Genomic DNA, 12,380 nt, shown 5'->3' with positions numbered 1-12,380 from the left:
GCGCGCGACGCTTCAGAGCTTGACGCCGAGGAGCTCGCGCAGTGCGCGGTCGCCGGCCGGGGTGACCCGCAGGGCCCGGCCGGAGCCGATCCGCTCCACCCAGGCCCGGTCCAGCGCCGTCCGGCAGAGTGCCGCGCCCAGCGCGCCGCCGAGATGGCTGCGGCGCTCCGTCCAGTCCAGGCAGTTGCGCACCACCGGCCGCCCGCCCCGGCGGCCGGCCCGCTCGGGCAGTTCGATCGCCTGCGCGGTCAGCCAGGCCCGGCCGCGCCCGGTGACGGCGAGGCCGGCGTCGTCGGTGAGCAGGCCGCGGGCGAGCAGCGCGTCCGCGACGGCCACGCCGAGGCGGCCGGCCAGGTGGTCGTAGCAGGTGCGGGCGCGGGCCTCGGCACTCTGCCGGGTGGCCGCGCCCAGGCTGTGCGGGGTGGGGGCGTCGCCCTGGTCGGCGAAGACGACGAGGTCCTCGATCAGGGTGGCGACCGCCGGGGTGGCCAGCCGGACGTACCGGTGCCGCCCCTGCCGCTCCTCGGCCAGCAGCCCGCCCGCGATCAGCCGCGACAGGTGCTCGCTGGCCGTGGACGGCGCGACGCCCGCCTGCCGGGCCAGCTCGCCGGCGGTCCAGGCGCGGCCGTCGAGCAGCGCGGTGCAGAACGCGGCGCGGGTGGGGTCGGCGAGCAGGGCGGCGAAGGCGGCTAGCGACATGCCTCCATGGTCGCCCCGGCACGGTTCGGCGCGGGCCGAAGCGTCGTCGGGGCGGGGCCGGGCGGCGCGGGCCGAAGCGTTGAGGGCGCGGGCCTAAGCGAACCGGGGCGGCACACTTCGGCGCGGGCCGAAACGAGCCGGATCCAGGATGACCGGTATGAGCGATCCCACGGTGTTCTCCCGCTACGACTCGATGACCCCTGGCCCTGACCCGATGACCCCTGGCCCTGACCTGGTGACGCCCGGAGGCGACCCGATGACCGCCTTCGCCGCCCTGCACCACCGCCCCGGCCGCCCGCTGCTGCTCCCGAACGCCTGGGACCACGCCTCGGCGGCCGCCCTCGCCGCCGAGGGGTACACCGCGATCGGCACCACCAGCCTGGGGGTGGCGGCCGCCGCCGGCCTGCCCGACGGCGCGGCCGCCACCCGCGCGGAGACCGTACGGCTGGCCCGCCGGCTCGGCCACGACGGGTTCCTGCTGAGCGTCGACGCCGAGTCCGGATTCAGCGACGACCCCGAAGAAGTCGCCGCCCTGGCCGTCGAGTTGGCGCAGGCCGGGGCGGTCGGCGTCAACCTGGAGGACGGTCGGGCGGACGGCACCCTGGCGCCGTCGGCCGTCCACGCGGCGAAGATCGCGGCGGTGAAGGCGGCCGCGCCGGGGCTCTTCGTGAACGCCCGCACCGACACCTACTGGGCCGGGAGTCGCGACCCCGGGCCGGAGACGGTCCGCCGCCTGGAGGCCTACCAGCAGGCGGGCGCGGACGGCGTGTTCGTCCCGGGGCTGGCCGATCCGGTGGCCATCACAGGCCTGGTCGGCCGGCTCGCCGTCCCGCTCAACATCCTCTGGACGCCGACCGGCCCGAGCTTCGCCGAACTCGCCGCGCTGGGGGTGGCCAGGGTCAGCCTCGGTTCGCTGCTGTACCGCTCCGCGCTGGCGGCGGCGGTGGCCACGGCGGCGGCCGTCGCCGCGGGCGGTGCGGTCGGTCCGGTGCCGGGGTATGCCGAGATCCAGGCGCTGAGCGGAGAGTGACGACGCGTCAGGTCTCCTGGCGGGTCCGCCGGCCGGCCTCGATGCCGTCCAGGATCAGCCGGATGCCGCCGGTGAACTCGCTGTCCCGGCCGTCGGAGATCTCCTGTCGCACCTGGGTGGTGTACAGCCGGTGCAGGCGTGGGTAGTCCTTGGTGGCGTCGATGACGGCGGGTAGCAGCTGGTCCATCCACTCCTGCTCCTCCCGGCCGTGCCGCGCCAGCGCTCTCAGCCAGGAGGCCTCCACACTGGCCGTCCCGATGGTGTAGCCGAGGACGGCGCCCATCGCGTCGTTGGCCTCGGCGAGGCCGAAGCCGGACTCCTCCAGGATGGTCAGCACCGCCTCGGACAGCCGCATCCAGCTGGGACCGAGGTAGACCATCCCGACGTCGCCGATCACCGAGACCATCCACGGGTGGCGCAGGATGACCGAGCGCACGCCTTCGGCGCACTCGGCGACGGCCTCGCGCCAGGCGTCCGGGCGCTGGGCGTCGCCCGTCGCGGGCAGCGGGAGCTCGGCGAACACCTCGTCGACGACCAGCGCGAGCAGCTCGTCCTTGTTGGCGACGTGGGTGTACATCGAGGTGGCGCCGGCGTTGAGGCGGGCGCCGAGCTTGCGCATGCTGAGGGCCTCGATGCCGTTGCCGTCCAGGATCGCGAGGGCCTCCGCGACGATCTGCCGGCGGCTGAGCGGCGGCTGCTCGCGCCGCGCGGGCTGGGGGCGGCTCCACAGGGCGCCCGGCGCATCCTTCGGCCTGGCCGTCATCAGGCCCTCCTCTCGGTCTTCGCCGGCCTGCTCGGCTCGGCTTCGCTCCGTTCAGCATAAGCCGCGCCGAACAGTGTACGGCATTGCGAACGGTGTGCGGCGTCCGTACAGTGTGCGGAGCGGCGCACACCGCACCCGTGGGGACGGGGCGCGGCGTGCCCGCGCAGACTTCCGCCCGGCCCGAGGCCGGCGCGCTCACTTCGAAGGGGGATCGCGGTGGACCGTCATCCGCGGCGCTGGCTCATCCTGATCGTGCTCTGTCTCAGCAGCCTGGTGCTGGTGGTCGACAACATGGTGCTCACGGTGTCCATCCCGCAGATCGCGGAGGACCTCAAGGCCGGGGCGCAGGACATCCAGTGGATCATCGACTCCTACATCCTGGTCTTCGCGGGCCTGCTGCTCACCTCGGGCAGCCTCTCCGACCGGTTCGGCCGGCGGAAGGTGATGATCATCGGCCTGGTGCTGTTCGGTGCGGCCTCCCTGGTCGCGTCCGTCGCCGACAGCCCGGGGCAGCTCATCGCCGGGCGCGTCCTGATGGGCGTCGGCGGGGCACTGGTCATGCCGAGCACGCTCTCCATCCTGATCACCGTCTTCGACGACCAGGAACGGCCCAAGGCGATCGCCGCGTGGAGCGCGGTGGCCATGCTCGGCCTGGTCGGCGGGCCGGTGCTCGGCGGTGCGCTGATCGCGCACTTCTGGTGGGGCGCGGTCTTCCTGATCAACGTGCCGGTCGCGGTGGTCGCCATCCTCGCGGCGGCCGTGCTGATGCCGGAGTCCAAGGGGCCGTGGCGCCGGCCGGACCTGCCCGGCATGCTGCTCTCGATGGTCGGGATGACCGCGCTGGTCTGGTCGATCATCGTGCTGCCCCGGGACGGCATCACCAGCCCCGGCACGCTCGGCGCGCTCGCCGTCGCGGTGGTCTCGCTGGTCGGGTTCGGGGTGCGCCAGGTCCGGGCCGAGTCGCCGATGGTCCCGCTCAAGCTGTTCCGCAACCGGGTGTTCACCGGAGCCAGCTTCTCGCTCGTCCTGCTGGCCTTCGCGACCGGCGGCCTGATGCTGGTCCTCACCCAGTACCTGCAGTTCGTGCTGGAGTTCTCGCCCACCGACACCGGCCTGGCGTTCATCCCGCTGGCCGTCGCCTCGCTGGTGTTCAACGCGCTCGGCGCCGCCCTCGGCAAGAAGGTCGCCCCGCGGGTGATGGTCTCGGCCGGCATGCTGGTCATGGCGGCCGGGTTCGGGCTGCTGGCCACGCTCTCGGTCGGCGACGGCTTCGCCAAGGTCGCCCTGGCCATGCTGGTGCTGGGCGTCGGCTCCGGCGTCGGGATGCCGGCCGCGGCCAACGCGCTGATGGGCGCGATCCCGGCCGAGCACGCCGGCGTCGGCTCCGCGCTCAACGACACCATCCAGCAGTCCGGTTCCGCGCTGGGCGTGGCGATCCTCGGCACCGTCCTGTCCAGCACCTACACCGGCGCGATGCCCGCCGACGCGCCCGCCGCCGGGAGGCACGCGATCACGGACGCGCTGGCCCTCTCCGCGAGCACCGGGGACGGTGGCCTGGCCGCCGCCGCCCGCGACGCCTTCAACACCGCGACCTCCGTCACCTTCACGGCGGGCGGGATCTCCGTGCTGGCGGCCGCGGCGCTGACCCTGGTGCTGATGCGGGACGGCCGCAAGCCCGGCCCGACCGGGGCCGGGGCCGGGGCCGAGGCCGGGGCCGAGGCTGAGAGTGCGGCCGGGGCGGCGGAACCGGCCGTGCAGACGGCGGGCTGAGCCTGTCGGGAGCGGGCCCGGGTACCGGCGGCGACGCCGGTACCCGGGCCCGTAGCCTTTGTCCCATGGCCCCTGAACGCGCCGTGCTCCCCGCGTACGCGGCGCCCGAACGCCTCGTCTTGAACGAATCGGACACCCCGACCGGACGATCGGGAGCCTCGGCCGGGTGAATCACCCTGTCAGCCGGTCACCACGGTCACCACGTCGATCCGACCGGTTCCAGGCGCAGGTGCCGCGGAGCGGTGTGCAGTCGGGGCGGCAGCTCATCGGCCCAGGGCAGGGCGGGTGCCGCGGCGCCGGCGGTGAACCAGAGGAGGACGTCCTCGCCGGTGCGGACCGGCAGGGCCGGGAAGTTGTTCTCGGCATGTTCGGTGCGGTGGACGCCGAGTGGCGGCAGGCCGGCGGCGGCCAGCGCGGGGCGTACGTGCCGCGTGAAGTACTCGGCGAAATCCGGCTGCCTCGGGTGACAGATGGTGAGGGTGACCGCCTCGGCGTCCGGTGGCGCGGTGAAGCCGGGGCCGTCGAGCAGCAGGACGTTGTCCGAGTCGAGCATGGTCGCGTTGGCCTCGTCCCGGTGGGTCTGCCAGACCGGACCGTAGTAGAACGCGCTCAGCGCGCGGGCGCGGGCCGCCATGTCGGGGAAGGCCCGCAGCCAGACGAAGCGGTCCGGGTCGTCCACGTCGAGGAAACGGCCGCCGAGCGTGATGCCGACGGACTCCTGTCCGGCCACGAACTCCCGCTCGAACAGGGAGACCAGGGTGTCCCGCGCTCCGGGGTGGAGGGTGTACTGACGCAGCTCGACGATGCTCACGCTTCCGCTCCCCGGACACGGCTGAGGTCCATCACCCAGTTGCGCTCCCAGCTGCGACCGCCGTCCGCCGAGAACTCCTGCTCCCAGCGGGCCGTGTCGTGGCCGAGCCGGAGCCAGGTGAAGTGGACCCGGATGGCGCGACCCCCGTACGCGTCATCCCCGTGGAAATCACCCCGGTCTCCCGTGAACGAGCCCGTCACCGGCGGGTCGAGCCGGCCGCTGCGGCTGTCCGACCAGTGAATGGCCCACTGCTTCCGCTCCGGGTCGTACAGGCGCAGCGTCACGCCCTGGTAGCCGAGCGTCGGGAAGGTGATCTCGTCGATGTTTCCGGCGCCACCGAACAGCGGGCGCACGAACGCCCGACCGGGGAACTCCTGCCAGTCGTCGCTCCGGTCGGACAGCGGCTCGGCGAGGCGGCGGTTGGCCACGTCCCAGACGCCGTGAAGGAAGTCGAAGTCGTCCATGCGGTGGAGAGTAGGAGTACTTCACTGACATCTCCTGTCAGGTGAGGGAGAAGCACCGGCGGATACTTGCCGTCATGCGTGCCGACCGGTTGATCTCCCTGTTGCTGCTGTTGCAGACCCGTGGACGGATGACCGCGCAGCAGCTCGCCGAGGAGCTGGAGGTTTCCGTGAGGACGGTCTACCGGGACGTGGAGGCGCTCGGTACGGCCGGCATCCCGCTGTTCGGGGAGGCAGGGCACGCGGGTGGGTACCGGCTGCTCGACGGGTACCGGACCCGGCTGACCGGGCTGACGGCGGACGAGGCACAGGCGGCGTTCCTGGCCGCGCTGCCCGGGCCGGCGGCCGAGTTGGGTCTCGGCGAGGTGTTGGCGGCCGCTCAGCTGAAGCTGCGGGCCGCGTTGCCGGCCGAACTGCGCGAACGCGCGGGGCGGATCCAGGAACGCTTCCTCCTGGACGCGCCCGGCTGGTACGGGAACGGCGACGAGACGCCGCACCTGCCGGCAGTGGCGGCGGCGGTGTGGGGGCGACGGGTGATCTCGGTTCGCTACCGCCGGTGGACGGCACCGGAGGAGGTCGAGCGGCGGCTGGAGCCGTACGGGTTGGTGCTCAAGGCCGGGAGGTGGTACCTGGTGGCGGCGAGCGGGGGCGACCCGCGTACCTACCGGGTCGACAAGATCCTCGAACTGCGGCTGCTGGACGAGGAGTTCTCGACGCCTCCTGGCTTCGATCTGGGCGCGCACTGGCAGGCGCAGCTGTCCGACTTCCACGCGCGACTGCACACCGGAGAGGCGGTGGTGCGCTTGTCGCCGCGCGGGGTCGGTCGGGTGCGGGAGCAGCTCGGGCACGCGGTTGCCGATGCGGTCGCCACCACCGGCGCCCTGGACACCGACGGCTGGACGGTGGCGACCGTCCCCATCGAGTCGGTCGACCACGCCCACGGCGAATTCCTCAAGCTGGGCACCGACCTGGAAGTCCTCCAACCGCAGTCCCTGCGAGCCCGGATCGCCACCACCGTCCGCACCCTCGCGGCTCGCTATGCCTGAGGACCACCGGCGGGTCGCCGCTCGCCGCGCCCTTCGGCTGGTGGTGCCTGGATCCGGGGCCGGACTCCGTTACCGGGTCGGGCGGCTTGCGGCCAGCAGGTCGTGCAGAAGCGGCAGCAACTCCTCGGGTTCGGCCGCGGCGAGTTCGCCGAAGGCCCCGCTGGATCGAGCCAGGATGATCCCTGCGAAGGCTGCCGCCGCCAGTTCGGCCCGCAACTGCGGACGGTCCACCTGCTCGGCGGCGAAGCGGTCGCGCAGCGGCTCCACCAGCCGCTCGTGGAGATAGGTGCGGGCGGCCTGCTGTACCTCGGTCCGGTCGCCGGGCAGGACCGCGGCCTGGAAGGAGGGGCCGGGACCGCGTTGGGAGAAACGCTCCAGCAGACCGCGCAAGCGGTCCTCCTCCAGGAGGTCGGCAGGTACGGAGTCGCCCAGCTCGACGCGGACGGTGGCCAGGTAGAGCTGTGTCTTGCCGCCGAAGTACCGGGCGATCAACGCCGGGTCCACACCGGCCCGTTCACCGATCTCCCGGGTGGTGGTGCGCTCGAAACCGCGATCCGCGAAGAGTTCCATCGCCGCCCGGATCAGGAGCTCCCGGCTGCGGGCGGCGTCCCGGCGTCGGGGTGCCCCCGGCTCCGGCCGATCGCCGCCGGGGGTGGTGGGGTCGGTCCCGGGGGCGGCCTCGGTCACCGCTCGGCCCCGGCCCGCAGGACGGGCACCTCGCCCTCGCCGGCCACGCCGTCGGCGATGCTCTCGTCCACCATCAGCTCCTCGTCCACGCACGCACCCCTGCGGGAGGCGGTCACGGCACTGAGCCGCGGCAGGACGATCGTAACCAGCCCGATCACCACCCACACCGCACAGCCGATCAGCGCCGCGTCCCGGTAGCCGCCGTCAGTGGGCAGTCGCCGTCCGGGCTCGGTGTGCGCCTGGAGCACGGCGCCGCACAGCGCGCTGCCGGTGGAGTAGCCGACGTAGCGCAGCACCTGGTTGAAGCTGACCGCGCTGCCGACCTCGTGGGCGGGTACCGCGTTGACGATCAACCCCGGCATCACGGCGAAGGTGCAGCTGACACCGAGTCCGGCGATCCCCATCACCACCAGGAGCTCCCACAAGTGGTCGCGGGCGAACAGGAAGAACAGCATCGAGACCAGCGAGATCGCACAACCCAGCGGCAGCACCAGGGCGGACGAGGTGCGCCGGGCGAGGACCGGGACCACCTTGCTGGACAGCAGGCTGAGCGCCGAGAACGGCAGCAGCACGAGGCCGGCGACCACGACCGAGGCGCCCAGGCCGTAGCCGGTGCCGGTCGGGGTCTGGACGTAGCGGATCACCAGCGACATCAGCAGGTACATCCCGACGCCCGCGACCAGGCCGGCCACGTCCGCGGTCAGCACGACGGGGTTGGTCAGGCTGCGCAGGTCGACCAGCGGGTGGGCGGTGCGCAGTTCGTGCCATATCCAGGTGATCAGCAGCAGGAGGGAGACGGCGGCCACCGTCCACAGGCGGGCGCTGGCCCAGCCCCAGGTCTCGCCCTCGCTGAGCACCAGCAGCAGTCCGACCAGCGCCAGGCCGAGCAGCGCGGCGCCGAGCGCGTCCAGCGGGCGCCGTGCACGGTCCGTGGTCGGCGGCAGGACCAGGGCGGCCAGCGCCAGGGCCAGGGCGCTGATCACGGCGCCGAACCAGAAGCCCGCGTGGATGCCGAAGGATTCGGCGATCAGGCCGGTGATCGGGTAGCCGAGGCCGACCCCGGCGACGGTGGTGATGGAGAGCAGCGCGACCGCCGAGCGGGAGGCCGCGGCGGGCAGGCTGTCCCGCGCGGTGGCGATGGCCAGCGGGGTCAGTCCGAGCCCGACACCCTGCAGTGCGCGTCCCACGAGCAGCCAGCCGAAGCCGAGCGGCAGTGCGGCCAGCACGCTCCCGAGGACCACGACCGCGGCCGCGGTGAGCGTGACCGTACGCCGGGCCGGGCCGTCGCCCAGGCGACCCAGCACCGGAGTGGTGAGGGCCCCGACCAGCATGGTGATGGTCAGCGACCACTGCGCCTCGGAGAGCGACACGTGGTCGACGGCCGCGATGGTCGGGATCATCGGCGCACCGAGGCTGCTGATCACCGCCACCACGGCGCTGAGGAACACCAGGACGGGCACCAGAGCCCGCTCACGTCCGCTGGGGCTCTCCATGGACGCGCCCTCCCTTGCCGGAGATCGATTGCCTGAACCGGAGACCGCACGCCGCACCCGCCGTCCGGGCATCCCGGGGATGCGCGCAGCGCGCGATGTCATCAGTTGATGTCTTCAGATGATGACATACGCCGGCCGCCGGACAGAAGGCCGCAGGAGGACGGAAGGAAGAGCGTGATCCGCAGCCCTGGGAACGACGAAGGCCCGGACCGCCGGCTGTGCTCCGCCCGACCCGGCGGCCGTACCGGCGGGCGACCGGGGGCGCGATGCACTGCCGTCGGGCGTAATGGAAGGACCCGCCCCGGCGAACTGCGCCGGGGTGTCGGGCCGATCGAGCCGGTGCCGAGTGCCGCGACCGGAGGAGGACGGCGGTGAGCGAGGATGCGCGGTGAGCGGTCGTCCGGCGCAGCGGGGCCGGACTGGTCGGAGGGGCGCGGCGAGCGTCTGCTGGGCGCGCTGCTCGATCGGGCCCATGAGCTGCCGCCCCAGCTGATCGCCCCGCTGGTCGCCGACGTGGTGCGCGGGCTCGGCGGCCGTGACCCGGCGCTCCTGCTGCAGGACTACGGCCAGCTGGTGCTGGCGCCGCTGTCGGGGCTGGGGTCGGCCGCCGGGGAGCCGGTGCCGATCGACGGTTCCCCCGCGGGTGCGGCGTTCCTGCGCGGTGCCTCCGTCGAGGAGGCGCAGGCCGACGGGGTGCGGGTGTACCTGCCGTTGCTGGACGGCGGCGACGAGGTGGGGGTGCTGGCCCTCACGCTGGATACCGTCGATGACGAGGACCGGCGGCTGTTGCGGCGCCTCGCCGCCCTGGCTGCCGATCTGCTGGTCACCAAGAGCGGCTACACCGACCGGATCTTCCAGGCCCGGCGCCTCGAACCGATGGGTGTGGCCGCCGAGATCCAGTGGTCGCTGCTGCCGCCGCTGTCGATGACCGTCCACCGGGTCGCCGTGGCCGGCATCCTCGAACCCGCCTACCAGGTGGCCGGTGACAGCTTCGACTACGCGCTCAACGACGACCTCCTGCACGTGGCCACGATCGACGCCATGGGCCACGGGCTCGACGCCGCGACCATGGCGACCGTCGCCATCGGCGCGTACCGGCACGCCCGGCGCGCCGACATCGGACTGGCCGAGATCTACGCGTTCATGGACCGGGCGATCGCCGAGCAGTTCGGGCCGGACCACTTCGTCACCGCGCAGATGATGCGCCTGGACACCCTGACCGGCCACCTGCAGTGGGTCAACGCCGGCCATCCCCAGCCGCTGCTGATCCGCGACCACGTCGTCGTCGAGCGGCTGGAGAGCGAGACCACCCTGCCGGTCGGCTTCGGCGGCGAGGAGCCGGTGATCAGCGAGCGGGTACTGCGGCACGGTGACCGGGTCCTGTGCTTCACCGACGGCCTGGTCGAGGAGCGCGAGCCCGGCGGGGAGCAGTTCGGGGAGGAGCAGCTCATCGACTGGGTCAACCGGGTCGAGCGCTCGCAGGCCGGGGTGCGGGCCGTGGTGCGCGCGCTCTCCCATGTCCTGAAGGAGAAGCGGGGCGGGCGCACGAGCGACGACGCCACCCTGTTCCTGATCGAGTGGCGCTGAGCTGAGCGGGTCGGCACCCCCGCGCCGGCACCCCTGACCGGCCCGACCGGCCCGATCGGCGCGGTGCGGGCGGAGTACCGTGGGGATATCGGGGCGGCCCGGCCGCCGCTCCCCAACGGTCGGCCCCCGCTCGGTGGGGTCGGCGTGCGTCCACGGACAGGTGGCGAGCCATGTCGGACGAAACCGGTGCTGCGCTCCCGGGACTTCTGCCGGACCGGTTCCGGCAGGCCGCGAAGCCGGGGACGGTCCTGTTGCGCCTGGAGACCACCCAGTCGCGCGAGGGTGTGCTCGACGGCGCGTGGTGGCCGCGCTCGCGGGACATCGGAGTCGAACTGCCAGGTCTGGTCAGGGCGTTGACCGAACACCTCGGCCCCGTGGCGAGCGTCGGGCTGGACGCTGAAGCCTGGGACGACGTGCCGGCCCGGCTGGTCGTCGACGGCCGGTCGGTGCACATCGACCGGTACCCGGTCGGTGACGACACGGTGATCGTCACGCGGGGCGACCGCGATCACTTCAGCCTGCTCGTCGTCCCCCCGCAGGCGAGCCAGGAGGCGGCCCTGTCCGCGATGGCACGCGCGGTCGAGGCCGACGGAACCGACTCGGCACGGCAGATCCTCGTCGCCACCGGCATCGGCGCCGACCCGCCGGGCGAAGGGTCCTGAGGGACGGGCCTCGCGGGCCGGGCTCCTCGGGCAGACAGGAAAGGCTGGGCAGCGAGATGTCCGTCTACGTGAAACTCTCGGCCGACGCCCGGGCGCCGGAGGAGCCCTCGAAGGGTCCGCTGGACATGCAGTACGAGGACGGTGCGGACGGCGTCACCTTCGAGTACGACCTGCATCCGAGCGGTGCGCTGCGCGTCCTGCGGGTCTTCGAGGACACGCCGTACCGGATCGAGGTCTGCTTCGGCCCCGGGGCGTGGCTCCAGGTCGTCGGCAGCTACCTGCGAGGCGGCGCCGAGTACTGACGGCGGTCCGTTCCGGGCGCGGTCCACCGGTCGCGGCCGATCCGCCCCGCCCCTACCGTCGTGTCCGGGGGCGGGAACGTCGGCACGGGAGGCCAGGATGCGGCACTACCGATGGGTTCTGGAGACGCAGGACGACGACGGCCGCTGGTCCCGGCGGGACGGCGCTCCCATGCCGGATCCGCTGGAGTACGACGGGCCGCCCCAGCGGGCGGCCAACCACCTGCGGGACGTGTTCGTGCGCACGCTCTCCCTGCCCGCGCCCGGCCCGCGGGCGATCAGGATCCGCCTCTGGGACGGGGCCGACATCGCCGGCCGGCCCCAGGCCGAGGCCGAATGGTCACGCGAGTGACACAGCCGAATGGTCACGCGAGTGACACACCCGGCTCCGCGGCCGTGGCGGGCGGCTCCCGCCCCGCCGGCTACGCGGGTACCGGCCAGGAGGTGGCCCGGCTGCGGGCGACATCCGCCCGCCTGAGGGCCTCACCGGCGCCGCCGGACGGAGCGACGGCCGACGGCAGGAAGTCGGAACGGGACTCCGGCCCCTGCGTGCCGCCACCCGTCTCCACGGCGAGCAGACCGCTCGCGGCCATGGTGTTCGCGGGACGGGCGGCTTCGGCCATCAGCCGGGCGGCATCGACGGCGTCCGTCTCCGGCGGGACGACCAGCAGGTTCAGCCGGCGCGGGGCGTACGAGAACACCGCGATCGTGTGCTCGTCCTGCTCGGTGGTGAACCAGCCCGCGTGGACGGTGTGCCCGGTGACCGGGATCCGCCGGGGGATGACGGGCCACTGCGCGGGGTTCACGGTGATCCGGGTGACCCGGCCCCACCGTTCGTCGAGTGCGGCGGCCAGGGCGGGGAGTTCGAGGAGGAGATCACGCGAGCGGGGCCACCAGGACCCGTCCAGGCGGCCGGGCCGCACGCCACTGGGCGTGAGGGAGAGCCGTGCGGTGGAATCCGGGGCGGCGGGCGTCGTCGCACGATCGAGCATCGTGGTCATGATCAAGAACCTGTCCCCGGGCCCGGCCCGTGAGGCCGGGTCCGGCATTGCCGTTCGCCGGAGACGACGCC

The 12,380-nt window shown here is 73.5% G+C and carries 14 protein-coding genes; 7 read left to right on the top strand and 7 right to left on the bottom strand.

The window, feature by feature from the left end:
• Nucleotides 1-12: 12 nt before the first annotated feature.
• Nucleotides 13-699 carry a winged helix-turn-helix domain-containing protein gene (locus P3T27_RS00755; RefSeq protein WP_280673563.1) on the bottom strand — a complete coding sequence of 229 codons (687 nt, stop codon included), beginning with the start codon at nt 697-699 and terminating at the stop codon, nt 13-15.
• A gap of 157 nt (nt 700-856) precedes the next feature.
• Here P3T27_RS00755 and P3T27_RS00750 point away from each other — a divergent pair, with 157 nt between their 5' ends.
• Nucleotides 857-1,729, top strand: coding sequence for an isocitrate lyase/phosphoenolpyruvate mutase family protein (locus P3T27_RS00750; RefSeq protein ID WP_280673561.1), 873 nt, complete (start codon nt 857-859; stop codon nt 1,727-1,729).
• A gap of 7 nt (nt 1,730-1,736) precedes the next feature.
• Here the strand turns inward: P3T27_RS00750 and P3T27_RS00745 are convergent, their stop codons facing one another.
• On the bottom strand, nt 1,737-2,492 hold the full coding sequence (locus P3T27_RS00745) for a TetR/AcrR family transcriptional regulator C-terminal domain-containing protein (RefSeq protein ID WP_280673559.1): 756 nt from the start codon (nt 2,490-2,492) through the stop codon (nt 1,737-1,739).
• Between the two features lie 216 nt (nt 2,493-2,708).
• On the opposite strand from P3T27_RS00745, the gene P3T27_RS00740 reads away from it, so the two are divergent.
• Nucleotides 2,709-4,262: an MFS transporter gene (locus P3T27_RS00740; RefSeq protein ID WP_280673557.1), complete on the top strand. Its 1,554-nt coding sequence runs from the start codon at nt 2,709-2,711 to the stop codon at nt 4,260-4,262.
• Nucleotides 4,263-4,458: 196 nt separating this feature from the next.
• On the opposite strand, the gene P3T27_RS00735 is transcribed toward P3T27_RS00740, so the two are convergent.
• Both P3T27_RS00735 and P3T27_RS00730 read right to left on the bottom strand, forming a co-directional pair.
• Nucleotides 4,459-5,073 carry an NIPSNAP family protein gene (locus tag P3T27_RS00735; RefSeq protein WP_280673555.1) on the bottom strand — a complete coding sequence of 205 codons (615 nt, stop codon included), beginning with the start codon at nt 5,071-5,073 and terminating at the stop codon, nt 4,459-4,461.
• Nucleotides 5,070-5,537, bottom strand: coding sequence for a hypothetical protein (locus P3T27_RS00730; protein ID WP_280673553.1), 468 nt, complete (start codon nt 5,535-5,537; stop codon nt 5,070-5,072). The genes P3T27_RS00735 and P3T27_RS00730 overlap by 4 nt, the downstream gene beginning before the upstream one ends.
• 74 nt (nt 5,538-5,611) lie before the next feature.
• Between P3T27_RS00730 and P3T27_RS00725 the strand changes: the two genes are divergently transcribed.
• Complete coding sequence (locus P3T27_RS00725; RefSeq protein ID WP_280673551.1) at nt 5,612-6,580, top strand: YafY family protein; 969 nt, start codon at nt 5,612-5,614, stop codon at nt 6,578-6,580.
• A 69-nt stretch (nt 6,581-6,649) separates the two neighbouring features.
• On the opposite strand, the gene P3T27_RS00720 is transcribed toward P3T27_RS00725, so the two are convergent.
• The gene (locus tag P3T27_RS00720; RefSeq protein ID WP_280673549.1) at nt 6,650-7,267 is read right to left on the bottom strand and encodes a helix-turn-helix domain-containing protein; all 618 of its coding nucleotides are present in this window, start codon (nt 7,265-7,267) and stop codon (nt 6,650-6,652) included.
• Nucleotides 7,264-8,760, bottom strand: a complete 1,497-nt coding sequence (locus P3T27_RS00715; protein ID WP_280673547.1) for an MFS transporter — start codon at nt 8,758-8,760, stop codon at nt 7,264-7,266. Before P3T27_RS00715 ends, P3T27_RS00720 begins: the two co-directional genes overlap by 4 nt.
• Nucleotides 8,761-9,141: 381 nt before the next feature.
• Here P3T27_RS00715 and P3T27_RS00710 point away from each other — a divergent pair, with 381 nt between their 5' ends.
• The 4 genes from P3T27_RS00710 (at nt 9,142) to P3T27_RS00695 (ending at nt 11,660) form a co-directional block, all read left to right on the top strand.
• Nucleotides 9,142-10,347, top strand: a complete 1,206-nt coding sequence (locus P3T27_RS00710; protein ID WP_280673545.1) for a PP2C family protein-serine/threonine phosphatase — start codon at nt 9,142-9,144, stop codon at nt 10,345-10,347.
• Between the two features lie 170 nt (nt 10,348-10,517).
• A complete protein-coding gene (locus tag P3T27_RS00705; RefSeq protein WP_280673543.1) occupies nt 10,518-11,009 on the top strand; it encodes a DUF5994 family protein in 492 nt (163 codons plus the stop codon).
• 56 nt (nt 11,010-11,065) lie between these two features.
• Nucleotides 11,066-11,311: a hypothetical protein gene (locus P3T27_RS00700; protein WP_280673541.1), complete on the top strand. Its 246-nt coding sequence runs from the start codon at nt 11,066-11,068 to the stop codon at nt 11,309-11,311.
• A gap of 97 nt (nt 11,312-11,408) precedes the next feature.
• On the top strand, nt 11,409-11,660 hold the full coding sequence (locus P3T27_RS00695) for a hypothetical protein (protein ID WP_280673540.1): 252 nt from the start codon (nt 11,409-11,411) through the stop codon (nt 11,658-11,660).
• A 70-nt stretch (nt 11,661-11,730) separates the two neighbouring features.
• On the opposite strand, the gene P3T27_RS00690 is transcribed toward P3T27_RS00695, so the two are convergent.
• Nucleotides 11,731-12,309, bottom strand: a complete 579-nt coding sequence (locus P3T27_RS00690) for a DUF5994 family protein (protein WP_280673538.1) — start codon at nt 12,307-12,309, stop codon at nt 11,731-11,733.
• Nucleotides 12,310-12,380: the final 71 nt, after the last annotated feature.

It is taken from the genome of Kitasatospora sp. MAA19 (genome assembly GCF_029894125.1).
Taxonomy (GTDB): domain Bacteria; phylum Actinomycetota; class Actinomycetes; order Streptomycetales; family Streptomycetaceae; genus Kitasatospora.
The sequence above is the reverse complement of the archived record's forward strand: the minus strand, read 5'-3'. Positions and strand labels throughout refer to the sequence as shown.

Excerpts from the sequence above, each read along its gene's own strand:
- P3T27_RS00690 (WP_280673538.1), bottom strand. The coding sequence starts at position 12,309 with ATGACCACGATGCTCGATCGTGCGACGACGCCCGCCGCCCCGGATTCC.
- P3T27_RS00710 (WP_280673545.1), top strand. The coding sequence starts at position 9,142 with ATGCGCGGTGAGCGGTCGTCCGGCGCAGCGGGGCCGGACTGGTCGGAG.
- P3T27_RS00705 (WP_280673543.1), top strand. The coding sequence starts at position 10,518 with ATGTCGGACGAAACCGGTGCTGCGCTCCCGGGACTTCTGCCGGACCGG.
- P3T27_RS00730 (WP_280673553.1), bottom strand. The coding sequence starts at position 5,537 with ATGGACGACTTCGACTTCCTTCACGGCGTCTGGGACGTGGCCAACCGC.
- P3T27_RS00745 (WP_280673559.1), bottom strand. The coding sequence starts at position 2,492 with ATGACGGCCAGGCCGAAGGATGCGCCGGGCGCCCTGTGGAGCCGCCCC.
- P3T27_RS00695 (WP_280673540.1), top strand. The coding sequence starts at position 11,409 with ATGCGGCACTACCGATGGGTTCTGGAGACGCAGGACGACGACGGCCGC.
- P3T27_RS00715 (WP_280673547.1), bottom strand. The coding sequence starts at position 8,760 with ATGGAGAGCCCCAGCGGACGTGAGCGGGCTCTGGTGCCCGTCCTGGTG.
- P3T27_RS00755 (WP_280673563.1), bottom strand. The coding sequence starts at position 699 with ATGTCGCTAGCCGCCTTCGCCGCCCTGCTCGCCGACCCCACCCGCGCC.
- P3T27_RS00700 (WP_280673541.1), top strand. The coding sequence starts at position 11,066 with ATGTCCGTCTACGTGAAACTCTCGGCCGACGCCCGGGCGCCGGAGGAG.
- P3T27_RS00750 (WP_280673561.1), top strand. The coding sequence starts at position 857 with ATGAGCGATCCCACGGTGTTCTCCCGCTACGACTCGATGACCCCTGGC.
- P3T27_RS00725 (WP_280673551.1), top strand. The coding sequence starts at position 5,612 with ATGCGTGCCGACCGGTTGATCTCCCTGTTGCTGCTGTTGCAGACCCGT.